The sequence below is a fragment of the Streptomyces chartreusis genome (assembly GCF_008704715.1).
GTDB lineage: Bacteria > Actinomycetota > Actinomycetes > Streptomycetales > Streptomycetaceae > Streptomyces > Streptomyces chartreusis.
In genome coordinates this window covers 7,521,082-7,544,093 of sequence record NZ_CP023689.1, presented here as the reverse complement: position 1 = coordinate 7,544,093, position 23,012 = coordinate 7,521,082, and the positions used below count along the sequence as shown (strand labels likewise).

Here is a 23,012-nt window from a genome sequence, read left to right as displayed (position 1 = left end):
GTACGGGCCCTCGCGCGGCCGATGCCGGCGGGGCCCGTGATTCGTGGCGCGTGTGCCGTTTACCTCCTACGCCCCCTGGTTCCAGCCCGGATCCCGCCCGCTCAGCCCCACCGCGCGGTCCAGCAGGGGTGCATCGTCCGGTACCGGGACGACCGGGCCGAAGATGCCGCCGCCCCGGTCGCCGGCGTCGGCTGCGGCGCGCAGGAAGTCGTGGGACATCTGGAGGGCGGCCGGGTCCGGGGTGTACGGCTGCCCCGTGGCGACGGCCAGGTCCCAGGCGTGGATCACCAGCTCGTCCACGGCCACCGCGCCGGCGACTGCACCGGGCAGGTCGACGCCGCCCGCGCGGGTCATGCCGGTCCACGCGTCCGGGGCGCGCCACACCTCCCCCAGTTCGTCGAGCACCTTGGGCAGCTCCTCGCGCCAGGCCGGGCCGATGTCCGGGACGACCGAACCGGGGTTCGTGTCGGTGGTGGGGCCGAGTTCCTTGCGGGCGGCGTCACGGAAGGCGACGGACAGGCCGAGCAGGTGGCCCAGCAGATTGTGCACAGCCATCTCGGGGCAGGGCGTCGGCGCCGAGAGCTGCTCGTCGGTGACGGCCTCGACGAGACGGGCGACGACGCGGGTCTGCGGTCCGAGGTCGATGGTCGGATCGGTCATGGGCGGGCTCCTCACAGATCTGTTCCTGAGAGGTGGACCGACCGGGGCGGCGAAACTCATCGCCGATGGAGAGACGATCCGACGCGGCCGGGCGGGCTACCGGTCCGACCTGCTGCTCTGGGGGCCGATGGCCGGGCGAACGGTCCGACCTGCCGCCCTATGCGCCGGACAGCCCGGCGTCCGGCTCCGGCACCCGCCCAGCCTCCCCCGCCACCGCACCCTTCCGCTCCCTGGCCCCCCGCACCCACGCCACCAGTTCCCTCGGCGTCCTCCCGCCCGTGAAGCACCACAGTGCGATCACCGGGTCGCAGATCGCGCACCCCAGTGAGGAGGTGTGGGCGAAGGGGATGATCGGGTTTCCCTTGATGTGGTGGACGATGTCCCACCCGGTGTGCAGCAGCCAGGCGACGCCGATGAAGGTCCACGAATCCAGGCCGCGGTAGGCGACGTAAGTGATCACCGCGGTGAACACGAATTCCCAGCCGCCGAGACCGCCGCCGCTCAGATAGGCGGCGCCCGCTCCGGCGACCATGATCGCGTTGAAACGCCGCCGGTGCGGCTCGCGGATGAAGGACATCAGAAGGGCGTAGAGGAGACCGACGCCGATGGGCGCGACGTATTGCATGGGAAGTGCCTTTTCCGGCCGATGACTTGGACGGATCACCACGCTATGGCCGGGGTCCCGCCCGCCCCAGTGGCTGAATCGACACCTTCCAACGGATTCCCGCCGACGCCCGCTCCGGCAGGGCGGTCTCAGGGAATCACCAACGCGACCAGCAGGGCGAAGGGCACGAAGATCAACGGAACCGACATCAGCCAGCCCATGCGCGTGGTCGTCCGCGCGCCGATGAGGGCGCAGAACGGCCCCATGAGGAGCACGTAGAAGAAGAACGCCGGCCAGATGAGCATGATCCCCGCCCCCATGATTTCCCCCCTCGCGAAACCTCGCTCCACTCAGATTTGAACACGTTCAAATGCTTCGTGTCCAGTGGCATCCACGCCCACGATTAGGGCACTTGCCCGATCCCCACACCCCCGCCTTAGCCGCACAGTGGCCCGACATGACGACCACCATCACCAGCGCACTTCCACCCGTCCTGCGCGACCGCAACTCCGGTCTCTATCTCGCCGGAGTCGTGGTGTCCGGCTTCGGGACCTCGGCGTTGTGGCTGGTCTCCGGCGTATGGGTGAAGGACCTCACCGGCTCCGACGGTCTGGCCGCGCTGTGCATGCTCGCCATGTGGGCGCCCACCCTGGCCGGCCCGCTCCTCGGCACGATCGCCGACCGCACCCGCCGCAAGCCCCTGCTGCTCGGCGTGAACCTGCTCCTGGCCGCGCTGCTGCCCACCCTCTTCGCGGTCGACTCGGCGGACCGGGTCTGGCTGGTGTTCTCGGTCCTGTTCGCCTACGGCGCCGCGGGCGTCGTCCATGACGCCGCCGAGTCGGCCCTGGTCGCGAGCGCCGTCCCCGCGCCCCTGCTCGGCGACTTCAACGGACTGCGGATGACGGCCAACGAGGGCATGAAACTCCTCGCCCCGCTGGCAGGCGCCGGCCTCTACGCGGCGTACGGCGGCCCGGGCGTCGCCCTGCTCGACGCGGTCACGTTCGTGCTCGCCACCGGCCTGTACGCCTGTCTGCGCGTGAGCGAGAGCAGGCCGAAGCCCCCGGTCGGCGGCTGGCGCAAGCAGACCTCCGAGGGCGCCCGGTACCTGTGGACGCACCCCGTGCTGCGCCCGCTCGTCCTGGCCGGCGGCACCACCATGCTGTTCGCCGGGCTCAGCGGGGCGCTGCTCTACGCCGTCATCGACAGCCTCGGGCACGCCCCCGCGTACGCCGGTGTGCTGTACGCCGCCCAGGGCGCCGGTTCGGTGGCGATCGGGCTGCTGTCGGGGCCGGCGTTGCGCCGCCTCGGCGAGCGCCGTTTCGCCGGGTACGGCATCGCCCTCACGGCCGTCGCGGTGGGCCTGCGCGCGATCCCGTCCGACCCGGTGGCCCTGGTGTGCAGCGCGGCGATCGGCGCCGGACTGCCCTGCGTCCTGATCGCCGCGCTCACGGCCGTGCAGCGCGAGACACCGCACACGCTGCTCGGACGTACGACCGCGACGGCCAACACGCTCGTGTTCACGCCGAACGTGATCGGGCTGGCGGCCGGCGCGGCCCTGGTCGAACTGCTGGACGTACGGCTGGTGTTGGCCGTCCTCGGCGTGGTGTGGCTGTCGAGTGCCGTACCGCTGCTTCAGAGCGCGGCGAGGCCCTCCCGTACCGCGTCCAGGTCGCCGTCGGACGCCAACCCCGCGTGATAGAGCCGGATCTGGGTGGCGCCCAGCTCACGCGCGCGTGCCGCGTCCTCGGCGAGCGTGCCGGGGCTGCCGCCCATCCCGGAGACCACGCCGAGGTTGGCGGCGAGGACCGCGTCCGCACGCCCCTGTTCGGCGAACGGCGCGAGCAGGGCGGGCCCGCCCGCGCAGGGCACGACCACGCCGTCCGCGACGGACAGGATGTGCGCGGGGTCGACGCCGGCGTTGGCACCGACGTGGTGGGTCACGGGGTCGGCGTGCAGCAGGACCTGGAAGCCGTCGGGGGCGGCATCGCGGACCGCGCGGACAGCCGCCTCCTGGAGCGTGCGGGCCCTCTCGTCACGCCACGCGCGCGTGGCCGCCGCCGTCCGCACGCCCAGCAGCTTCTCGACCCCGGCCCAGCCCCCGTCGTCCGGAGCGCCCTGCCACAGCGGCTCCAGGGCGTGCCTCACGGCGGCCGCCAGTTCGCCCGCGTCCAGGCCCTGGGCTCCGTAACCCTCCTTGCAGACCGGGCAGAAGCAGAGCGCCATCAGGTAGTGCCCGGCGTCGCCGAGCGTGACCCCGGCGGTCTTGTCGTGGGCGTGCAGATGCTGCAGCCCGTACCAGCCGAGGGACTCCAGCTCGGTGCCGCGCGCCCCGGGCCGTACCGCGGCCTCGGCGGCGAGGTCGACGAGGTACGCGCGCGTGGCGGGCTGCGCGATGCAGGGGGCCCACGGGTAGCGGTCGCCGTAGGCGTTGACGACACAGGTGTCCGGATGGTCGGCGCCCATACGGGAGTTGTGCGCGAGGACCACCCAGGTGTGCACCTGAAGACCGGCTTCCGTGAGCGCGGCGGCGGCCTCGCCGAAGGCGTCGCCGGGCGCCCAGTCCCCGGCCGGGTACGGGCGCAGCGTCCGCCCCTCCCAGCGGCCGTCCACCGGGTAAAGCACGGCCGCGTGCTCGGCGGTGACGATGCGGTGACGCGGGTGGCGGGGGGTCAGGGCGCGGGTGGAGTGGTAGGCCGAGGCGAGCGTCACCTGGCGCACTCCGAGGGCGGCGATCCTCCCGGGTGCCCCGGGATCTCCGTTGACGTCCCAGGGGTAGACGAATGCCGACGCCTTCACTTGGTCTCCTCCGGATCCTGCTCCAGCAGCGCGTGACCGCGCTCGATCACCTGCGCGAGCTGCTTGACATGATCCTCGCCCGGCTCGTGCAGCGGGGGCCGGACCTCCCCCACGTCCAGACCGCGCAGCCGTACGCCCGCCTTGACCAGCGCGACGGCGTATCCCCGGCCCTGCGCGCGCAGTTCGACGAACGGCCGGTAGAAGCCGTCCAGGAGGCGGTGCACGGTCGCATCGTCGCCCGCTTCGAGCGCCCGGTAGAAGGCGAGGGCGATCTCCGGGGCGAAGCAGAACACCGCGGAGGAGTACAGCGTGACGCCGAGGGCGCGGTAGGCGACCTGCGTCTGTTCGGCGGTCGGCAGTCCGTTGAAGTAGAGGAACTCGCCGGGGAAGTCGGTGCGTACGGCGCTGACGATGCGCTGCATGAGGTCCAGGTCGCCGAGGCCGTCCTTGAGGCCGATGACGCCTTCCGTGCGGGCCAGTTCGACGACGGTCTCCGGGGTGAACACGGCGTTGTCGCGCTGGTAGACGATCACGGGCAGCCCGGTCGCCACGGCGACCTCCCGGTAGTGCCGCAGCAGCCCCTCCTGCCCGGCGAGTACGAGATACGGCGGCATGGCGAGCAGTCCGTCCGCGCCGGCGCCCTCGGCGAGGCGCGCGTACCGCACGGCGAGGGCGGTGCCGTACCCGGCGCCGGCGACGACCGGCACCCTGCCCTGCGCCGCCTCGACGGCCGCCCGCACGCACGCCTCGTACTCCTCGGGCGTGAGGGCGTGGAACTCGCCGGTGCCGCAGCAGGCGAACACAGCGGCGGCCCCGGCCTCGACGCCGCGGCGCACATGGGTGCGGTAGGTGTCGAGGTCGACCGAGCCGTCGGGGCCGTAGGCGGTGACGGGGAAGAACAGCGGCCCGCCGGGGATGCTCAGGCGTGCGGCGAGAGGGGCTGGCGTCACGGGCTCTCCCTAGATAGGACGAGGACGACCACAAACAGGATCCTGATCAGAGTTTACGTTTATGAACGCAAGCCGCACCACCCTTGACGGGTAAGGTCGTTGATCCTTAGCTTGTCCATGAATGTGAATACCGTGCGCGCATGCATACGGCCCTGGACTCAAGGAGAACCGAGGATGCCAGCCCCCCGCACCGTTCTGCTCACCGGCGCCGCCGGCGGCCTCGGCACCCTGATGCGGGACCTGCTCCCGGCGTACGGCTACGAGCTGCGGCTGCTCGACCTGCGCCCCGTGGAGGGCGCGGCGGACGCGATCGTCGCCGACCTCGCCGACCGGGACGCGCTGCGTGAGGCCGTGCGGGGCGTCGACGCGATCATCCACCTCGCCGGCATCTCCCTGGAAGCCCCGTTCGAGAAGATCCTGCGGGCCAACATCGAGGGCACGTACAACCTGTACGAGGCCGCCCGCCAGGAGGGCGTGGAGCGGATCGTCTTCGCCTCCTCCAACCACGCGGTCGGCTTCACGCCCCGCCCCCGCGGCGACGACCCCCTCATCCCCATCGACACCCCGCGCCGCCCCGACACCTTCTACGGCCTGTCCAAGTCCTTCGGCGAGGACCTCGCCCAGTTCTACTGGGACAAGCACGGCCTGGAGACGGTGTCCGTGCGGATCGGCTCCTGCTTCCCCGAGCCGACCAGCGTGCGCATGCTCTCGGTGTGGATGAGCCCGGCCGACGGCGCCCGCCTCCTGCACGCGGCCCTGACCGCCGAGAGCGTCGGGCACACCGTCGTGCACGGCTCCTCCGCGAACACCCGCCTGTGGTGGGACCTGACCTCCGCCCGCTCCCTCGGCTACGACCCCCAGGACGACTCCGAGCCGTACGCCGAGAAGCTGATCGCCGAGCAGGGCGAGCTCGACCCGGAGAACATCGCGCACGCCTATCTGGGCGGCCACTTCGTGAGCGACCCGCCGATCTGGCCGTACTGACCGAAACGAAGTGCGGCAAAAGGGCGGGCGGGCACCGAACGGGCCCGCCCGCCCCCGTATTCGGGCACTGCATGCGCCCGATCTCACCTGCCACACCACAACCACGCAGGTCCGAGACGGGCACACCACACGGTGAACGGGCACACACGGGCAGCATCGAACCTGCAACAGACCTGGTCAGTGCCAGACACCCCCTGTAGAACTTCCCCCATGGGTCCCACCGGGCCCGAACGGGCAGCGAAGCGGAAGGCAGGTGTCGGCATGAGCACGAGAACGGCGGAAGAACGCCAGCGCGAGATCGTGCTGGCCGCACGCCGTGACGGCTCGGTCGACGTCACCGCGCTCGCCGACGAGCTGGGCGTGGCGAAGGAGACCGTACGGCGGGATCTGCGCGTCCTGGAGGACCACGGACTGCTCCGCCGCACCCATGGCGGCGCCTACCCCGTGGAGAGCGCCGGCTTCGAGACGACGCTCGCCTTCCGCGCCACCAGCCATGTCCCCGAGAAGCGCCGGATCGCGACCGCCGCGGCCGAGCTGCTGGGGGACGCCGAGACGGTCTTCGTCGACGAGGGCTTCACCCCCCAGCTCATCGCCGAGGCCCTGCCCCTGGACCGGCCGCTGACCGTGGTCACCGCGTCCCTGCCGGTCGCGGGCGCCCTCGCCGAGTCCGAGAACGCCTCCGTGCTGCTGCTCGGCGGCCGGGTACGCTCCGGCACCCTGGCCACCGTCGACCACTGGACGACGAAGATGCTGGCCGGCTTCGTCATCGACCTCGCGTTCATCGGCGCCAACGGCATCTCCCGCGAGCACGGCCTGACCACCCCCGACCCGGCCGTCAGCGAGGTCAAGGCGCAGGCCATCCGGGCCGCGCGCCGCACGGTCTTCGCGGGCGTGCACACCAAGTTCGGCGCCGTCAGCTTCTGCCGGTTCGCGGAGATCGGCACGCTGGAGACGATCGTGACGAGCACGCTGCTGCCGGCGGCCGAGGCGCACCGCTACTCACTCCTGGGACCCCAGGTCATCCGCGTCTGAACGGCGAACCCACTCCCCCCGGGGCACGCCCACACCCCCGCATGCCCTTTATCTCCTTGTACATCCCCTCCACACCTATCTCTTCTTTCCCTTCATCCCCCCATACGTCCAGGAGCGATCCATGCGAACCCAGAGCCGTCGACGGCCCAAGCGAGCCACGCTCGCCACGGCCGCCGCAGGGACGCTGCTCGCCCCGCTGCTCTCCGGCTGCTGGGTCGGCGCCGGCGGGGCGGGGTCGGGCGGCAACTCGATCAACGTCCTCATGGTCAACAACCCCCAGATGACCGAGCTGCAAAAGCTCGCCCCCCGCTTCACCGAAGAGACCGGCATCAAGGTCAACTTCACCGTCCTGCCCGAGAACGACGTCCGCGACAAGATCAGCCAGGACTTCGCCAACCAGGCGGGCCAGTACGACGTCGCCACCCTCTCCAACTACGAGATACCGATCTACGCCCGCAACGGCTGGCTCCAGGAGATGAACTCCTACGTGGCGGGGGACCCCGGCTACGACGAGCAGGACGTCCTGGGGCCGATGCGCCAGTCCCTGACCGGCGACGACGGCAAGCTCTACGGCCAGCCCTTCTACGGCGAGTCGTCCTTCCTGATGTACCGCAAGGACGTCTTCGAGAAGGAGGGCCTGAAGATGCCCGCCCACCCCACCTGGCAGCAGGTCGCGGACCTCGCGGCGCGGGTGGACGGCGCCGAGCCGGGCATGAAGGGCATCTGTCTGCGCGGCCTGCCCGGCTGGGGCGAGGTGATGGCCCCGCTCACCACCGTCGTCAACACCTTCGGCGGCACCTGGTTCGACAAGGACTGGTCGGCCCGCCTGAACTCCCCCGAGTGGAAGAAGGCGACGAAGTTCTATGTCGACCTGGTCCGCGAGCACGGTGAGTCGGGAGCCGCCCAGTCCGGCTTCGCCGAGTGCCTGAACAACATGACCCAGGGCAAGGTCGCCATGTGGTACGACGCCACCTCCGCGGCCGGTTCACTGGAGGCGGCGAACAGCCCGGTCAAGGACAAGGTGGGCTACGCGCCCGCCCCCGTCGAGAAGACCGAGTCCTCCGGCTGGCTCTACACCTGGGCCTGGGGCATCCAGCAGGCGTCCCGCAACCCCGACAAGGCCTGGAAGTTCGTCTCCTGGGCGTCCGGCAAGCAGTACGAGCAACTCGTCGGCGACGAGATCGGCTGGTCCAACGTCCCGGCCGGCAAGCGCGCCTCCACCTATGCCAACCCCGCGTACCGCGAGGAGGCGGCGGCCTTCCAGGAGATGACGAAGGAAGCCATCGAGGGCGCCCGCCCGAACGACCCCGGTGTACAGGCGCGCCCCGCGCCCGGCATCCAGTTCGTCGGCATCCCCGAGTTCACCGACCTCGGCACCAAGGTCTCCCAGGAGATCAGCGCGGCCATCGCCGGACGCCAGTCCGTCGAGTCGGCCCTGAAGAAGTCCCAGCAGCTCGCCGACGAGATCTCCGAGGAGTACGAGGGGCGATGACAGCGACGACAACGGCCCCCGTGGCCTCGACTCCCGTGCGTACGACCCGTCCGCCCTCCGCCCGGCTGCGCGCCTGGGCGACCAGGGCTCCCCTGCTGCCCGCGCTGATCTTCATGATCGCCGTGACCCAGCTGCCGTTCGTGGCCACGCTGGTGATCTCCTTCTTCGACTGGAACTCCCTCTATCCCGACGCCCGGCACTTCGCCGGCCTGGACAACTACCAGGAAGTCCTCACCGACGCCGATCTGCGCCAGTCGGTGTGGACGACCGTGCTCCTGACGGTCGCCGTGGTGCTGGCCAGCCTGATCCTCGGCCTGGTGCTCGCGCTGCTGCTGGACCGTAAGTTCAAGGGCCGCGGTGTGGTCCGCACGCTGCTGATCGCCCCGTTCCTGGTGGTGCCGGTGGCGGCGGCCCTGCTCTGGAAGCATGTGCTCTACAACCCTGAGTACGGCCTGTTCAATGGGTTGTTGCACTATGTGGGCGGCCCACAGCCGGACTGGATCTCCAACACCCCGCTGCTCGCGGTGGAGGCCTCGCTGGTCTGGCAGTGGACGCCGTTCATGATGCTGATCCTGCTGGCCGGCCTTCAGAGCCGCGACCACGAGCAGATCGAGGCGGCCCGCGTCGACGGCGCGAGCGACTGGCAGATCTTCCGCCATCTCACGCTGCCGCACCTGCGCCGCTACCTCGAACTCGGCGCCCTGCTCGGCTCGATCTACATCGTCCAGAACTTCGACGCGGTCTTCACGATCACGTCCGGGGGCCTCGGCACCGCCAACCTCCCCTACACCGTCTACCAGAGCTTCTACCAGGCCCATGAGAACGGCCTCGCCTCGGCCGCGGGCGTCCTGGTGGTCATCGGCTCGATCATCATCGCGACCTTCGCGCTGCGCGTGGTGTCGTCCCTGTTCCGCGAGGAGGTGTCGCGCGCATGAGTGACGTGGCCGTACGACTTCGCAGCCGCCGCAAGGGAGCCGGCCTCGGCCTGGTGGCCTGGCTGCTCGGCATCGTGTTCTTCCTGCCCATCGCGTGGATGGCGCTGACGTCCTTCCACTCCGAGCAGGACGCGGCGACCAACCCGCCGTCCTTCGCCGCGTCGCTGACGCTGGACGGCTACCGCGAGTTCTTCGGCGCGGGCGGCGGCGCGAGCCCCTGGCCCGCGCTGATCAACTCGACGGTGGCCTCGCTCGCCTCGACGCTGTTCGTCCTGGTGCTCGCCCTCCCGGCGGCATACGCGCTGTCGATCCGCCCGGTGAAGAAGTGGACCGACGTCCTGTTCTTCTTCCTGTCGACGAAGATGCTGCCGGCCGTGGCGGGCCTGCTGCCGCTGTACCTGTTCGCGAAGAACACGGACATGCTCGACAACATCTGGCTGCTGGTCATCCTCTACACCTCCATGAACCTGCCGATCGCGGTGTGGATGATGCACTCCTTCCTCGCCGAGATCCCGGTCGCGATCATCGAGGCGGCACGGGTGGACGGCGCGAGGCTGCCGACGATCCTCACACGCGTGGTGGCCCCCATCGCGCTGCCCGGCATCGCCGCGACCTCCCTGATCTGCTTCATCTTCAGCTGGAACGAGCTGTTGTTCGCCCGAGTCCTGACCGGCGTGGTGGCCGAGACCGCGCCCGTCTTCCTGACCGGCTTCATCACCAGCCAGGGCCTGTTCCTGGCGAAGGTGTGCGCCGCGTCGCTCGTCATCTCCCTGCCGGTGCTCGCCGCGGGGTTCGCCGCCCAGGACAAGCTGGTCCAGGGCCTGTCGTTGGGAGCAGTGAAATGAAGGCCGCCGTCATCGAGTCCGTGGGCAGGGCCGTCGTCGCCGAGGTCCCGGACCCGACGCCAGGGCCGCGCGAGGTCGTCGTCGAGGTGGCGGCCTGCGGGCTGTGCGGCACCGATCTGCACATCCTCCAGGGCGAGTTCGCGCCGAAGCTGCCGATCGTGCCCGGGCACGAGTTCGCCGGCGAGGTGGTCGGGGTCGGCACCCAGGTCACCGAGGTGGCGGTCGGCGACCGGGTCGCGGTCGACCCGTCCCTGTACTGCTTCGAGTGCCGCTACTGCCGTACGGGCCACAACAACCTCTGCGAACGCTGGGCGGCGATCGGCGTGACCACGGCCGGCGGCGCGGCGCAGTTCGCCGTCGCCCCGGTGGCGAACTGCGTGAAGCTCCCCGAGCACGTCCGCACCCAGGACGCGGCCCTGGTGGAGCCCCTGTCCTGCGCGGTGCGCGGCTACGACGTCCTGCAGTCCCGCCTCGGCGCCCACGTCCTGATCTACGGCTCCGGCACGATGGGCCTGATGATGCTGGAGCTCGCCAAGCGGACCGGCGCGGCCAGCGTCGACGTCGTGGACATCAACGAGCAGCGCCTTCAGACGGCCCGCCGCCTCGGCGTCTCGGCGTCGGCGGCGAACCCGGACGAGCTGGACCGCCCGCAGGGCTGGGACCTGGTCGTGGACGCCACCGGCAACGCCGCGGCGATCCAGGACGGCCTGGACCGGGTGGCGAAGGCGGGAACGTTCCTGCAGTTCGGCGTGGCGGACTACGCGACGCGGGTGAGCATCGACCCGTACCGCATCTACAACCAGGAGATCACCATCACCGGCTCGATGGCCGTCCTGCACAGCTTCGAGCGGGCGGCGGAGCTGTTCGCGAACGGGGTCCTCGACCCGGACGTCTTCATCAGCGACCGCATCCCGCTGGAGCAGTATCCGCAGGCCCTGGAGCAGTTCGCGTCCGGCGTGGGCCGCAAGATCGTGGTCGTGCCGTAGGCCGTGCGGCAGCGCCATGGCCCGCCCTCATCGGTGTCCCCGGCCGGATCGCCTACGGTCAACAGCGGTCGCGGTCAGGTGGGAGACATGGCGTCGGCGGTCCGTCCCCGGCCGATTCCGGCCAGTTCCGGTCGCCCGGCTTGAGCGGATGTGTGCCCGGGGAAGCTCGACTGCGTTCGTGTGATGAACGTACTCGCGGGCCTAAGGAGCGGGTGTGGCGTTTCACAAGGAATCCTCCGACGGAGGGACACCAGCACCCTGGGCAGCCGAGGAGCACCCGCGCCTTCCGGAGGCGGCGCAGGACGCCGTCACGAGAGCCATGTGCTTCGCCGTTCATCTGAACCGGGAGTTCCGGGACCAGGTCGGTGAGCACACGCTGCCGACGGGACGCAAGGCCGGGTGCCCTTCGGCCGGGGTGGACATGGTCGCGGTGTGGCGCCACGCCCGGCTCGCACGTGATCGCCGGCAGAGCGCGGCTCTGCGCCTGAACACGGTGCGGGTGGTCCTGGGGCTGTCGCTGGCGGTGACCGTGTTCGCCGCGTCGGCGCCGCTGTACCTCTCAGCGCAGTGGCTGTGGGCGGGTGCCGCGGCCGTCGTGGCCGGCGCGGCGGCCATCCGCCACGGGCGGACTATCGTGCACGCGACTGTGAGAGACACCGTCGAGACGGCGACACGGCTGCGGCAGACGGACGTTCCCCCACTGCCGTGTGTGACGGAGCAGAACGAGGAGGACAGCGAGGACGAACGGCGCATCGAGGAGATCGAGGACGCCGACATGATCGTCTTCTCGTCGCGCTCCGCCACCCCGTTCATAGGCAGCGGCATCCCCGTCGAGGCCGTGGTGATGCAGCCCGTCGACATCCACCGGGGCGCGGGCGACCAGAACGTGGAGCCGCTGCCCTTCGACGCCCACCATGTCCACGACTATTTGATGGACCACCTGCCGGCCCGGGGCCTGGACTCGGTGGCTCCCAGACAACGCCTCTTCATCAGGGGGGACGCCATCGCGGCCACGGTGCGCAGCCCGTGGGAGGACCGTGAGAAGCCGCCTCCGAGCAAGGTCTCGCCCCAATGGGTCAAGGAGGGGGTGGACCGTCCGACCGGGCGGGCGCGGACCTACGTCTGCCTGGAACGCAGTCTCAACGGCGGCCGACTGGTGGTCTCGATGTTCGTCCGCGTCGCCCGCGAGGGCAACATGCTCTCCCTCGAGATCGCCACGTACGTTCTACCGGGCCTGGACCCCCGGCGCGTACGGCTCGACGAGCCCTTCAGGACGTACTTCGACGGCAACCTCGATCCCCTCCCCGGCCACACCGTGGACGCCGCCTGTCGCCGGATCACCGGACAGCTCCTCACGCGCTACCTCACCACCGGGTCCTGGGACGCACCGCCCGAGGCCGACGAGAACGAGCGGGACGACGACACAGCCCAGGAGACGGAAGGGGGTTCGGACGGGCAGGCGAGGAGTGCGGAGGTACGCAAGAGGGAGACCGAGGAGATCGAGCGCAGCGCGGCCCTCGGGGAACGGGCCTACGACTTCGGCGCCGAGACCAGCCTGCGCGAGTGGGCGGCGCACCCCTACATGGCGGACTACTTCGAGATCCTCGACACCCGGGACTGCCTCCAGCGGATGCAGCGCAGCGTGATCGACTGCCTGGACGACTTCCTCACCGAGCGGCATGTCGACACATCCGAATTCCGCGTTCGGCGTGACCAGATCATCAACAACACCACCTACGAGATCCAGCACGTCGAAGGCTCCGGGCATCACATCGGCCCGCAGGGAAAGGTGATCCATGGCCAGTCCGCACGAAGCGAACGAGCCCGGCCCACAGGCCGACGCGCCGACGACTCCACAGGTCACACCGCCTGACCCCGCGCCGCAGGTTCCGCAGCCGGCCCCTGCGGTCAACTACCGGATCGGACATGTATCCGGAACCGGCCACATCATGGGCCCTAATGGAGTGATCCACCACCACGGCCCGGACCTCGAGAGAATCCGCTCGCTCATCCAGGAACTGGTGGCCTCCTCCCTGGATCCGGGCGGAGCCCCCGTGGCGGACCCGGCGGTCGCGGCGGAAGCCGCGACCATCGACGCCGAGCTGGAGCACGGCAGGGTCGACCGGCTCCGCGTCCTCGCCCTGCTGGACAGGGTCACGGCCTCCGTGGGTGGCGTGGCGGCCGCCGGCACCGCAGCAGCGCAGCTGGCTCAGGCTCTCCAGGGCTTTTGACGGCTGCCGGTCAGTTGGGCGCAGAGTAAGGGAACGGTAAAGCGCCCCCGCTCGTTCACGGGGCATGACAGCTATGACCCCCGGCTCGAACATCCCTCTCTCCACCGCGCGCGTGACGGTGGACGTCGCCGCCCCGGTGCGGCTCGACGTATCGGGCCTGCTGCTCACCGCCGACGGCAAAGTGCGCTCCGACGACGACTTCATCTTCTACAACCAGCCCAGCGGCCCGGGCGTGACGTACCGCTCGGGCGGCGGCACCGCCCCCGACGCGATCACGGTCGACACCGCGGCCGTACCGCCGGGCATCGAGAAGATCGTCGTCACCGCCAGCCCGGACGCCGCCGGCCAGACCTTCCAGGGCATCGAGCCGACGGCCACCATCCGCAGCGCCGACGACAACAGCGTCCTGGCCACCTTCACACCCCCGCAGCTCGGCGCCGAGACGGCACTGGTGGTCGTCGAGATCTATCTGCGCAACGGCGCCTGGAAGGCCCGCGCCGTGGGCCAGGGCTACGCCAACGGCCTGGCCGGCATCGCCACCGACTTCGGCGTCACGGTCGAGGAGCCCGCCCCGGCCGCCGCCCCCGTGGCCCCGCCGCAGCCGGCCATGCAGCCCCCGGCCGCTCCGCCGGCCCCGCCGGTGTCCGCCCCGGTCACTCCCCCGGCCCCCGCCGCGCCTCCCGCCCCGCCCGCGCCCGGCGCCGGCAAGATCAACCTCGACAAGGGCCGCGTCAGCCTCCAGAAGAACCAGACCGTCTCCCTGATGAAGGGCGGCCGCCCGCTGCTCTCGCAGGTCCAGATGGGCCTCGGCTGGGAGCCGGCGTACCGCGGCAAGGACATCGACCTGGACGCCTCGGTCATCGCCTACGGCCCGCAGCGCAACCACATCGACAGCTGCTACTTCGGCAAGCTCCAGATCGTGAACGGCGCCATCCGCCACTCCGGCGACAACCTCACCGGCGAGGGCGGCGGGGACGACGAGGTCATCACCGTCGACCTCGGCCGGCTGCCGCAGGACGTCACCGGCCTGGTCTTCACGGTCAACTCCTTCTCCGGCCAGAAGTTCACCGAGGTCGCCAAGGCCTACTGCCGGCTGATCGACGCCCTGTCCGGCGAGGAGCTCGTCCGCTTCGACCTCACCAGCGCCGAGCCGCAGACCGGTGTGATCATGGCCAAGCTCATCCGCCAGTTCTCCGGCGAGTGGGAGATGACGGCGATGGGCGACTTCGTGAAGTCCCGGACCGTGCGGGGGATGGTGAAGCCGGCGGCCCAGTCCCTGTAGCCGACCGTACGACGTGCGGGGCGCCCCCGCTCCGAGGGGCGCCCGGCGCTGTCACGCCCGTCGAACTCCCGCGGCGGACCCGTCCGGGCGCGTCAGGCCGAGGCCCGGACGACCAGTTCGGGGATCACCCAGGCGTCGGTGCCGTTCATCGGCTCCTCGCCCGCCCGCAGCCGCGCCACCTGCTCCACGGCCAGGCGGCCCAGCCGGCGCTTGTCTATGTGCAGAGTGGTGAGCCCGGGGTCGACCAACTCGCCCAGCGACAGGCCGTCGAAGCCGAGCACGGCCAGCTCGTCCGGCACCCGCCGGCCCCGGCCCCGGGCCGCGCGCATCGCGCCGACCGCGATCAGGTCGTTGAAGCCGAACACCGCCGTGAGCTCGGGCCGTGCGTCCAGCAGCCGCGCCATGCCCTCCTCGCCGCCCGCCACACTGTGCTCGGGACACATGGCGATCCAGCCGTCGTCCACGGACAGCCCATGGCGCCGGGCCTCCGCGAGGAACGCCTGCCGCCTGGGAGCGGGTCCGTGCACGCCGTCCAGCATGCCGATACGGCGATGCCCCGCACGGACCAGATGGGCCATGCCCTGCTCCACCCCGGCCGCGGCGTCGATGCCCACGGCCGCGAACCGGGTGTGCTGCGGGCCGCGTTCCAGCAGCACCAGCGGTACGCCGCCGAGGTGGCGGGCCAGTTCGTCGTCCGGGCTCCTGAAGTAGCCCACGACCGCGTCCGCCTGGTGGGAGAGCACGTCGAGCGCCTCCCGTTCCCGGGCCTCGTCGGTACGCGAGTCCCACACGACCACCTGCCAGCCGCGCAGCTCGGCGGCCTCCAGCACACCGGCGGCCACCTCCGGGAAGAAGGGGTTCATCAGGTCCGGGATCACCAGCCCGGCCGTCACGGTCCCCTTGCGTACCAGGCCGCGCGCGAACCGGCTGGGCCGGTAGTCCAGCAGCCGTGCCGCCTCCAGGACACGTTCCTTGGTCCCCGGGTCGATCTCGCCCTTGTCGTTCACCGCACGGGACACCGTCTGACGCGACACCCCGGCCAGCTTGGCGACATCGTGGATCGTGGCCCGCCGCCGGGCACCACCGGGCCGACCGAGACCCGACTCCCGCTGCTGATCGTCCGCCAACACGCTGAGCACCCTATCCCCGCCGGGGGGAGCCGAAGTGTGCGACTACGGGGGTGCGTGCTTGCTGGTTCGTCGGCTGCGGCGTCGTGGGGGCTGGTCGCGCAGTTCCCCGCGCCCCTGAAAAAAGGAGGGGCGCTCCCGAGCTGTCACCCTAGAAAAGTGCGCTGTACGCGTTCAGTGCCGGCTGGCCGCCCAGGTGGGCGTAGAGCACCGTGGAGTCCCGGTCGATCTCGCCCCGCTCGACCAGGTCGATCATCCCGGCCATCGACTTGCCCTCGTACACCGGGTCGGTGATCATCCCCTCCGTCCGGGCCGCAAGGCGCATCGCCTCCAGGGTCGTCTCGTCGGGGATGCCGTAGATGCCTGCGTGGTAGCGCTCGTCGAGTTCGACGTCGGTGACGGTCAACTCGCGTTTGACGCCTATGAGTTGCCCGGTGTTTTTGGCGATCCGGGCGATCTGCTCGCGGGTGGTGGCCGGCTTGGCGGAGGCGTCGATGCCCAGTACGCGGCGCGGCCGGCCGCCCGCCTCCTCCAGGGCCGCGAAGCCGGCCACCATGCCGGCCTGGGTGGAGCCGGTCACCGAGCAGACGATCACCGTGTCGAAGAAGACGCCGGACTGCCTTTCCTGCTCGGCTACCTCGTACGCCCATCCGGCGAAACCCAGGCCGCCGAGCGGATGGTCGGAGGCGCCGGCCGGGATGGCGTACGGCTTGCCGCCGGACTCCTCGACCTCCCGCAGCGCCTGCTCCCAGCTCTCCTTGAAGCCGATCCCGAACCCGGCCCGTACGAGCCGTACGTCGGCCCCGGCGAGGCGGCTGAGAAGGATGTTGCCGACCTTGTCGTAGACGGAGTCGGGCCAGTCCACCCAGCTCTCCTGGATCAGCACGCACTTGAGTCCGGCGCGGGCGGCGACGGCCGCGACCTGGCGGGTGTGGTTGGACTGCACGCCGCCGATCGAGACGAGCGTGTCGCAGCCCTGCGCGAGCGCGTCGGCGACGAGGTACTCCAGCTTGCGGGTCTTGTTGCCGCCGTACGCGACACCGGAGTTGCAGTCCTCGCGCTTGGCCCAGAGGGATGCGCCGCCGAGGTGGGCGGTGAGGCGCTCCAGCGGGTGGATCGGCGAGCGGCCGAAGAGCAGCGGGTAACGGTCGTACGAGGAAAGGGACATGGGTCCTCCCGGGTCAGTCGTCGTCGGCTGGGTCCTCGTCCACGAGGTCGGCGAGGCTGCGCCAGATCTCCGCGGTGACATCGACCGCGGTGGCCGTGTCACCGGACGCGCAGGCCGCGATCAGCCGTTCGTGCAGTCCGGCCGAACGGCAGTTGCCGCCCTCCCCGAAGCGACGTCGCTCCAGGCGGCGGATGAGCGGGGTGTAGCGGGCGACGGTGGCGGCGGCGGCGCGGTTGCCGCTGACCCGCACCAGTACGTCGTGCACCTCGTCGTCGGCGCGCAGCGCGAGGTCCACCTCGCCGGCCGTGACGGCGGCGGCGAAGCGGTCGTTGGCGGCGCGCATGACGTCCAGGTCCGCGGCCGTCAGCCGGGGCACGGCGACCCTGGTCACCAGCTCGTGCATGGCGCCGACCACGGCGGCCGCGTCCCGTACGTCGGCGGCGACGACCGGCGTCACCCGGGTGTAGCTCTGCGGCTTGCTCTCCAGCAGACCCTCGTCCACGAGCCGTGAGAACGCCTCGCGCACCGGCGCCCGGGACAGCCCCAGCCGCTCGGCGAGATCGGCGTCCCGCACCACCGCGCCGGGCTCGATCTCCCCGGCGACGATGGCGTCCCGGATCGCTTCGTAGGCCCGGTCCCTCAGCAGGGTCCGGCCGACGGGTCGTATGGCCTCCATGAACTGAAATGTTAGATGTCAGCCCTCGGCCCGACAAGAGAACGGACAAGAGACAGGAGGCAGGAGGTGACGGGCGGGAACAGAAGAGTGGCCCGCACTCCCCACGTGGTGCGGGCCACTCTCGTCCGGGGCGTTTCCGCCTCAGGCCGCCCAGGGCCAGTCGGCGTCCCGCGCGGCCTCCAGCAGCGGAACCATCCGGAAGGCCGCGTCGGACAGGCCGCCGAAGGTGTGCCTGTTCCCGGTGCCCGACGGGCCGTGGCCCGCCCGGTACCCGGCGAGGTTCCAGGTGTAGACCGGCACGTCGGCCGGGATCTGCTCGGTCGGGTCGCCGTGGTGGCTGGGTGCGTACTGCTCGTCGGTGACGATCAGCACCCGGTCGTGCCTGCGGTAGTGCCGGCGCACGGCCTCGGTGGTGTTCGTGCCGCCGAGGTCCCCGAATCGCTCCAGGATCCTCAGCACCGACTCGCCCTTGCGGAAGGCGATCTCGCGGCTGTCGGAACCGAACTGCACGAGGTCCGCGTTCGCCGCCCGCAGCGCGAGCGCCGTACCGAAGATCGCCGCCGCGTCGGCCCGGCTCAGCTGCGAGCGGTCGGACAGCCGCGACCAGAACATCGAGCCCGAGCGGTCGACGAGCACCAGCGTGCGGCCCGGCAGCCTGGGCACGTTGGCCAGCGAGTGGCCGAGTGCCTGCTCCAGCGGGTACGCCCAGCGCAGCGAGGGCGCGTGCTGGTACGCGGCGAGGTACCGGAAGGGGAACTGCCGCGAGCGCGCGACCTGCGCCGGGTCGCTGATCCGCGCGGCGACCTGCGCCGCGACCTCGTCGGACACACCGGCCTCGTCGAGGTTCCGCAGGTTCCGTGCGAGCGCCATGGCGCCCATCGACGGAATCACGGCCTCCCAGGCGTCCTTGTCCATCGGCCCCTGGAGCCAGCCCGCCAGCGCCTCCCACGTCATACCGGCCGCCGCCAGCCGCTCGGCACCGCCGTCCGACGTGACCACCGTCCGCCGCCGGTCGACGGGCAGCGCCATCAGCTCGCGGTGTGCGGTGAGGACGTCGCTGGACGCGGGCGGCAGCGCGGTGTCCGGGTTGTGCCGGCGGTCGAGGGCGTACCGGAACAGCTCGCCCTGCCACGGCTTGTCCGGGTCCGGTGCCGCGTGCACCAGGTTGAGGATGTCGCCGAAGCGGTAGCCCTTGGACGCGGTGTCGTACTTCAGCAGCGACTTGCCGCTGTACAGACGCCGTACGGCGTCGGCGACACCACGCTTGACGGGCTTGGGGACGTTACGGCCGTACAGCGCCGTCCAGTACGCAAGCAGTTCGCCGGGCTCGTCCGGCCGCTGGAGGACGGAGGCGACGACCTGCCGGTTCGACGGGCCGTCGGTAGCGCCGGCGTCCAGGCGGGCCTTGACGTACTCGGCGGCGCCCACGACGGAGGCCGTACGGAGGTTGCCCTCGCCGCGCAGCCAGCCGAGCAGGCCGGCCGTCCACTCGGGGTCGGTGACGGCGAGCTCGCGCACGAGCCGCGCGAAGCGGTCGTCGCGGTCGGCGCCGGTCTCGTAGAAGGTCTGCTGGGAGACGAAGTTGGAGACGGCGAGCAGGAACAGCTCGGAGCGCGCGTCGCGCTCACGGCCGCGGCCGCCCTCGTAGGTGCGCAGCACACGGCCGGTCGAGGTGACCCGCGAGGTGAAACGCGCCTTGGCGGCGCGCGTGTTGAATCGCGCCATGTTGAATTCCCCCCGAATTCGTTCGTGTTTCGGAGGAAGGCGCAGCAAAAGATGGGTGCCCGAGATCAGGAGTCGGCGACGGACTTTAGCCTGGTGCTCTGCCGAATTGAGCTACACCGACCCGAGGTCGATGACGGGATTCGAACCCGCAACCACCAGATCCAATGAAGTAACCGTTGCCTGCGCACCGGGCACCCACCATGAGCTGCGCCTCCCGAGATCAAGTCGGCGGCGGCTGGGATTCTTTGGAAGAGAAGTAGCCGCTGCCATCGCACCGGGAGGTGCGTGACGTTGTGATCTCACTGTAGGAGGCGCAGCTCGGGACGGGCGAGCGAATTAATGGCCGCCGTGAGCGTATTACCGGCGCTGCCGCTTCCAGGGACCGGTGATGGCGAGCATGATTCCGGGCGTCTGGATGTTGGCGTAGAGGGTGCGGCCGTCGCAGGAGAAGGTGACGCCGGTGAACTCGCTGTACTCCGGCTCCTCGGCGGTGCCGATGTTCAGTTCGTTGCGGGCGATCGGGTAGGTGCGGCCGCTGTCGGTGGCGCCGAACAGGTGCTGGATGCCCTCGCCGTCCTCGGCGATGACGAGGCCGCCGTACGGGGAGACGGTGATGTTGTCGGGGCCGTCGAAGGCGCCGTCCTTGGACGGGTCGGGGTTGACGCCGATGAGGACCTTCAGGGTGAGGGTGCGGCGCTTGGGGTCGTAGAACCAGACGGAGCCGTCGTGCGGCCGGCCGGGGCTCTCCGCGCGGGCGTAGGAGGAGACGATGTACACGCCGCCGTCGCCCCACCACATGCCTTCGAGCTTGCGGGCGCGGGTGACCTGGCCGGTGGTGAACTGCTTGCGCACGGACGTCGTGCGCGCGTCACGGTCGGGCACGTCGACCCAGTCGACGCCGTAGACGGTGCCGATCCTGGTGGCGCGGGAGAGGTCGTCGACGAACTTGCCGCCGGAGTCGAAGCACTTGAACGCCTGGAGCGTGCCCGCGTCGTCGGCGAGGGTGCGCAGCTTGCCGCGGCCGTGGCGGAAGTGCTCGGGCGGGGTCCAGCGGAAGAGCAGGCCGTTGGGGTTGGAGGCGTCCTCGGTGAGGTAGGCGTGGCCGCGCTTGGGGTCGATGACCACGGCCTCGTGGGCGTAGCGGCCGAGCGCCTTGACGGGCTTGGGGTTCTTGTTGGCGCGGTGGTCGGCGGGGTCGACCTCGAAGACGTAGCCGTGGTCCTTGGTCATGCCGTTGGCGCCGGCCTTGTCCTCGGTCTCCTCGCAGGTGAGCCAGGTGTCCCAAGGGGTACTGCCGCCGGCGCAGTTGGTGGCGGTGCCGGCGATGCCGACCCACTCGGCGACGCGGCCGTCGGGGCGCACCTCGACGACCGTGCAGCCGCCGGAGGCGGCCGGGTCGTAGACGAGGCCCTCGGTCAGCGGGACCGGGTGGGGCCACTGGGCGCGGGGGCCGCCGAGCTCGTGGTTGTTGACCAGCAGGGTGGTGCCGCGCGGGCCGTCGAAGGCGGCCGTGCCGTCGTGGTTGGAGGGGGTGAACTCGCCCGACTCCAGCTTGGTCTTCCCGCTGTAGGTGATGACGCGGTACTTGAATCCGGCGGGCAGCGCGAGGAGGCCCTTGGGGTCCGCGACGAGCGGTCCGTAGCCGACACCGCCACCGTGGGCGTTCCCGGACTCCTCGCTCGCGATCTCGGACTCGGTGGAGGCGAGGGCGTTCGGTGCGGTGGCGAGAACGCCTGCGCTGCCTGCCAGCGCGACACCGGTGACCGCGGATGTTCTGGCGAAGTCCCTACGGGTGAGCGACATGGTGTCTCCTGTGACAGTGGGTGTGCCGTGGAGGGGGTGGCGGGCTGCGCGACGGCGCCAGAATTCCGCTCATGCCTTAACACCAGTTGAACAACGCCCTAAGGAGCGCTGGACTCTGCCGATATGCGGCTCCGCCGCGCGGGCGCGACCGGCCACCCACGGCCCGCACCCGCAAACCCGCATCAACCGCCCTGCTGGGACCGTGCCTTGAACGCGGCCTTCCGCGCCTCCTTCGCGACCTTCTTGTCCGGGTGCAGCCGGCCCATCGCCTCCAGGACATCCGCGGTCGCCGGGTGCTCCACCCGCCAGGCCGCCGCGAAGAACCCGCTGTGCTGGGCGGCCAGGCCCTCCACCAGGGCCCGGAGTTCGTCGGAGTTCCCCTCGGCCGCGAGCTGTGCGGCCACGGTGTCGACGGTCAGCCAGAACACCAGGTCCTGGGAGGGCGCGGGCACGTCCGGGAACCCGGCCTCGGTCAGCCACACGCGTGCCAGGCCGCCCAGTTCCGGGTCGTCGAGGACCTCCCGCAGCGCCGGCTCGGCCTCCGGGCCGACCAGCGACAGGGCCTGCTGGCACCGCAGCCGCCTGAGCGGTGCCCCGGCGTCCCCGCCGCGCGCCGCCGCCAGCAACTCCCGTGCCGCGGCGAGGGACTCGCGCCGGGCCAGCCACTGCTCGGTCTCGGTCTGCGCGGCGGCCTGCGGGAAGGTGGCCGTCCCGTCGAGGAGCGCGTCGGCGCCCTTGTCCGCGAGGTCGCCGACCGCGGGCGCCTCGAACCCGGCCTCCAGCAGCCGCGCCCGCATCCCGTACAGCCCGAGCGGGGTCAGCCGCACCATGCCGTAGCGCGACACGTCGGTGTCGTCGATGCCGCCCGGCAGTTCCTCGGCGGCCTCGGCTTCCGCCATCAGCGCCTCGTCCACCGGCTGGTACTCCACGAGACCGACCGGGTCCAGCAGCCGGAACTGGTCGTCCAGGCGCATCATCGCGTCGGAGACCTGCTCCAGTACGTCGTTGGTGGGCTCGCCCATGTCGCTGGGCACGATCATCGACGCGGCGAGGGCCGGCAGCGGCACGGGCCCGTCGCCCGGCCCGTCCTCACTGGCCGTCAGCAGATACAGGTTGCCGAGCACGCCGTCGAGGAACTCCGCCTCGGCCTCCGGGTCCCAGTCCAGCTGGGAGAGGTCGACCTCGCCGCCCTCGTCCATGGCGTCGACCAGGTCGTCGAGGTCGGGCACGCTCGCGTCGGCGAGCACCGTCTCCAGCGCTTCGAGCCACACACCGAGCACGTCGTGCGGGGCGCCGCCGGTCAGCAGCGCCAGCTCCGCGCCGGCCTCGACGGTGCCCTCCTCCTCGTCGACGATCTCGACAAGTCCGGTGTCGACAGCGACCCGCCAGGCCTCGGCGGCGTACGCGGCGGCGTCGTCCCCGCTCAGTCCGAGTTCCTCGGCGGCGGCCGGCAACTGCTCGTCGACGAGGCCGCCCCCGGCGTCGATCCGGGTGTCGGGCCCGGCCCAGCGGGCCAGCCGCGCGGCGCGTGAGAGCAACGGCGTGGACAGCGCGTCCCGCGCCAGCTCCGCTTCGGGGTGCAGCCGTACCGGCGGCAAGGGGGCGCTGTCTGACATCGGATGGTTCTCCTAGGCGCTTGCACGGCCGTGCTCAGCACGGCTCATCAGCCGCTGCACACCGCGGCTCAGTCGCTCAGCCTAGACGGATTTCGACCCA

At 71.1% G+C, this 23,012-nt stretch carries 21 protein-coding genes; 10 read left to right on the top strand and 11 right to left on the bottom strand.

Going from position 1 to position 23,012, the window contains the following annotated elements:
• Positions 1–66: 66 nt before the first annotated feature.
• The 3 genes from CP983_RS33255 to CP983_RS44150 all read right to left on the bottom strand — a co-directional run bounded on the left by CP983_RS33255 (position 67) and on the right by CP983_RS44150 (position 1,584).
• On the bottom strand, positions 67–660 hold the full coding sequence (locus CP983_RS33255) for a TIGR03086 family metal-binding protein (RefSeq protein ID WP_150503709.1): 594 nt from the start codon (positions 658–660) through the stop codon (positions 67–69).
• Positions 661–817: 157 nt separating this feature from the next.
• Positions 818–1,285 carry a DUF6010 family protein gene (locus tag CP983_RS33250; protein ID WP_208852843.1) on the bottom strand — a complete coding sequence of 156 codons (468 nt, stop codon included), beginning with the start codon at positions 1,283–1,285 and terminating at the stop codon, positions 818–820.
• A gap of 128 nt (positions 1,286–1,413) precedes the next feature.
• Positions 1,414–1,584, bottom strand: a complete 171-nt coding sequence (locus CP983_RS44150; RefSeq protein WP_163017026.1) for a hypothetical protein — start codon at positions 1,582–1,584, stop codon at positions 1,414–1,416.
• A 137-nt stretch (positions 1,585–1,721) separates the two neighbouring features.
• Here CP983_RS44150 and CP983_RS33245 point away from each other — a divergent pair, with 137 nt between their 5' ends.
• Positions 1,722–2,960, top strand: coding sequence for an MFS transporter (locus CP983_RS33245; RefSeq protein WP_150503707.1), 1,239 nt, complete (start codon positions 1,722–1,724; stop codon positions 2,958–2,960).
• On the opposite strand, the gene CP983_RS33240 is transcribed toward CP983_RS33245, so the two are convergent.
• Positions 2,897–4,060 carry a hypothetical protein gene (locus CP983_RS33240; RefSeq protein ID WP_150503705.1) on the bottom strand — a complete coding sequence of 388 codons (1,164 nt, stop codon included), beginning with the start codon at positions 4,058–4,060 and terminating at the stop codon, positions 2,897–2,899. The genes CP983_RS33245 and CP983_RS33240 overlap by 64 nt on opposite strands.
• Positions 4,057–5,010, bottom strand: coding sequence for a 5-dehydro-4-deoxyglucarate dehydratase (locus CP983_RS33235; protein ID WP_150503703.1), 954 nt, complete (start codon positions 5,008–5,010; stop codon positions 4,057–4,059). Before CP983_RS33235 ends, CP983_RS33240 begins: the two co-directional genes overlap by 4 nt.
• A gap of 174 nt (positions 5,011–5,184) precedes the next feature.
• On the opposite strand from CP983_RS33235, the gene CP983_RS33230 reads away from it, so the two are divergent.
• The 9 genes from CP983_RS33230 to CP983_RS33190 all read left to right on the top strand — a co-directional run bounded on the left by CP983_RS33230 (position 5,185) and on the right by CP983_RS33190 (position 14,797).
• On the top strand, positions 5,185–5,994 hold the full coding sequence (locus tag CP983_RS33230) for an NAD-dependent epimerase/dehydratase family protein (RefSeq protein WP_150503701.1): 810 nt from the start codon (positions 5,185–5,187) through the stop codon (positions 5,992–5,994).
• A gap of 261 nt (positions 5,995–6,255) precedes the next feature.
• The gene (locus CP983_RS33225; RefSeq protein ID WP_030952724.1) at positions 6,256–7,026 is read left to right on the top strand and encodes a DeoR/GlpR family DNA-binding transcription regulator; all 771 of its coding nucleotides are present in this window, start codon (positions 6,256–6,258) and stop codon (positions 7,024–7,026) included.
• A 121-nt stretch (positions 7,027–7,147) separates the two neighbouring features.
• Positions 7,148–8,518, top strand: a complete 1,371-nt coding sequence (locus CP983_RS33220) for an ABC transporter substrate-binding protein (RefSeq protein ID WP_150503699.1) — start codon at positions 7,148–7,150, stop codon at positions 8,516–8,518.
• Complete coding sequence (locus CP983_RS33215; protein WP_107907223.1) at positions 8,515–9,453, top strand: carbohydrate ABC transporter permease; 939 nt, start codon at positions 8,515–8,517, stop codon at positions 9,451–9,453. The genes CP983_RS33220 and CP983_RS33215 overlap by 4 nt, the downstream gene beginning before the upstream one ends.
• On the top strand, positions 9,450–10,298 hold the full coding sequence (locus CP983_RS33210) for a carbohydrate ABC transporter permease (protein WP_107907222.1): 849 nt from the start codon (positions 9,450–9,452) through the stop codon (positions 10,296–10,298). The genes CP983_RS33215 and CP983_RS33210 overlap by 4 nt, the downstream gene beginning before the upstream one ends.
• Entirely contained in the window at positions 10,295–11,284 is a 990-nt protein-coding gene (locus CP983_RS33205; RefSeq protein WP_125529461.1) for a zinc-dependent alcohol dehydrogenase family protein, read from the top strand. The genes CP983_RS33210 and CP983_RS33205 overlap by 4 nt, the downstream gene beginning before the upstream one ends.
• Before the next feature lie 214 nt (positions 11,285–11,498).
• Positions 11,499–13,157, top strand: a complete 1,659-nt coding sequence (locus CP983_RS33200) for a hypothetical protein (RefSeq protein WP_150503697.1) — start codon at positions 11,499–11,501, stop codon at positions 13,155–13,157.
• A gap of 76 nt (positions 13,158–13,233) precedes the next feature.
• The gene (locus CP983_RS33195) at positions 13,234–13,515 is read left to right on the top strand and encodes a hypothetical protein (protein ID WP_150503695.1); all 282 of its coding nucleotides are present in this window, start codon (positions 13,234–13,236) and stop codon (positions 13,513–13,515) included.
• A gap of 73 nt (positions 13,516–13,588) precedes the next feature.
• Complete coding sequence (locus CP983_RS33190) at positions 13,589–14,797, top strand: TerD family protein (RefSeq protein WP_176579386.1); 1,209 nt, start codon at positions 13,589–13,591, stop codon at positions 14,795–14,797.
• Positions 14,798–14,889: 92 nt separating this feature from the next.
• On the opposite strand, the gene CP983_RS33185 is transcribed toward CP983_RS33190, so the two are convergent.
• From CP983_RS33185 to CP983_RS33160, 6 genes are all read right to left on the bottom strand, one after another.
• On the bottom strand, positions 14,890–15,936 hold the full coding sequence (locus CP983_RS33185; RefSeq protein WP_150503693.1) for a LacI family DNA-binding transcriptional regulator: 1,047 nt from the start codon (positions 15,934–15,936) through the stop codon (positions 14,890–14,892).
• Positions 15,937–16,075: 139 nt separating this feature from the next.
• Positions 16,076–17,092 carry a 1-aminocyclopropane-1-carboxylate deaminase gene (locus CP983_RS33180; protein ID WP_150503691.1) on the bottom strand — a complete coding sequence of 339 codons (1,017 nt, stop codon included), beginning with the start codon at positions 17,090–17,092 and terminating at the stop codon, positions 16,076–16,078.
• Positions 17,093–17,105: 13 nt separating this feature from the next.
• Complete coding sequence (locus tag CP983_RS33175) at positions 17,106–17,768, bottom strand: GntR family transcriptional regulator (RefSeq protein ID WP_107907217.1); 663 nt, start codon at positions 17,766–17,768, stop codon at positions 17,106–17,108.
• A gap of 141 nt (positions 17,769–17,909) precedes the next feature.
• Positions 17,910–19,493, bottom strand: coding sequence for a TROVE domain-containing protein (locus tag CP983_RS33170; protein ID WP_150503689.1), 1,584 nt, complete (start codon positions 19,491–19,493; stop codon positions 17,910–17,912).
• Positions 19,494–19,850: 357 nt separating this feature from the next.
• The gene (locus tag CP983_RS33165; protein WP_150503687.1) at positions 19,851–21,296 is read right to left on the bottom strand and encodes an alkaline phosphatase PhoX; all 1,446 of its coding nucleotides are present in this window, start codon (positions 21,294–21,296) and stop codon (positions 19,851–19,853) included.
• A 182-nt stretch (positions 21,297–21,478) separates the two neighbouring features.
• Entirely contained in the window at positions 21,479–22,912 is a 1,434-nt protein-coding gene (locus CP983_RS33160; protein ID WP_107907214.1) for a hypothetical protein, read from the bottom strand.
• Between the last annotated feature and the right edge of the window lie 100 nt (positions 22,913–23,012).

Bases quoted from the DNA above. Each gene is read 5' to 3' on its own strand.
- CP983_RS44150 (WP_163017026.1), bottom strand. From the start codon at position 1,584: ATGGGGGCGGGGATCATGCTCATCTGGCCGGCGTTCTTCTTCTACGTG.
- CP983_RS33190 (WP_176579386.1), top strand. From the start codon at position 13,589: ATGACCCCCGGCTCGAACATCCCTCTCTCCACCGCGCGCGTGACGGTG.
- CP983_RS33225 (WP_030952724.1), top strand. From the start codon at position 6,256: ATGAGCACGAGAACGGCGGAAGAACGCCAGCGCGAGATCGTGCTGGCC.
- CP983_RS33195 (WP_150503695.1), top strand. From the start codon at position 13,234: ATGGGCCCTAATGGAGTGATCCACCACCACGGCCCGGACCTCGAGAGA.
- CP983_RS33205 (WP_125529461.1), top strand. From the start codon at position 10,295: ATGAAGGCCGCCGTCATCGAGTCCGTGGGCAGGGCCGTCGTCGCCGAG.
- CP983_RS33170 (WP_150503689.1), bottom strand. From the start codon at position 19,493: ATGGCGCGATTCAACACGCGCGCCGCCAAGGCGCGTTTCACCTCGCGG.
- CP983_RS33210 (WP_107907222.1), top strand. From the start codon at position 9,450: ATGAGTGACGTGGCCGTACGACTTCGCAGCCGCCGCAAGGGAGCCGGC.
- CP983_RS33215 (WP_107907223.1), top strand. From the start codon at position 8,515: ATGACAGCGACGACAACGGCCCCCGTGGCCTCGACTCCCGTGCGTACG.
- CP983_RS33230 (WP_150503701.1), top strand. From the start codon at position 5,185: ATGCCAGCCCCCCGCACCGTTCTGCTCACCGGCGCCGCCGGCGGCCTC.
- CP983_RS33180 (WP_150503691.1), bottom strand. From the start codon at position 17,092: ATGTCCCTTTCCTCGTACGACCGTTACCCGCTGCTCTTCGGCCGCTCG.
- CP983_RS33245 (WP_150503707.1), top strand. From the start codon at position 1,722: ATGACGACCACCATCACCAGCGCACTTCCACCCGTCCTGCGCGACCGC.
- CP983_RS33175 (WP_107907217.1), bottom strand. From the start codon at position 17,768: ATGGAGGCCATACGACCCGTCGGCCGGACCCTGCTGAGGGACCGGGCC.
- CP983_RS33160 (WP_107907214.1), bottom strand. From the start codon at position 22,912: ATGTCAGACAGCGCCCCCTTGCCGCCGGTACGGCTGCACCCCGAAGCG.
- CP983_RS33250 (WP_208852843.1), bottom strand. From the start codon at position 1,285: ATGCAATACGTCGCGCCCATCGGCGTCGGTCTCCTCTACGCCCTTCTG.
- CP983_RS33255 (WP_150503709.1), bottom strand. From the start codon at position 660: ATGACCGATCCGACCATCGACCTCGGACCGCAGACCCGCGTCGTCGCC.
- CP983_RS33165 (WP_150503687.1), bottom strand. From the start codon at position 21,296: ATGTCGCTCACCCGTAGGGACTTCGCCAGAACATCCGCGGTCACCGGT.
- CP983_RS33220 (WP_150503699.1), top strand. From the start codon at position 7,148: ATGCGAACCCAGAGCCGTCGACGGCCCAAGCGAGCCACGCTCGCCACG.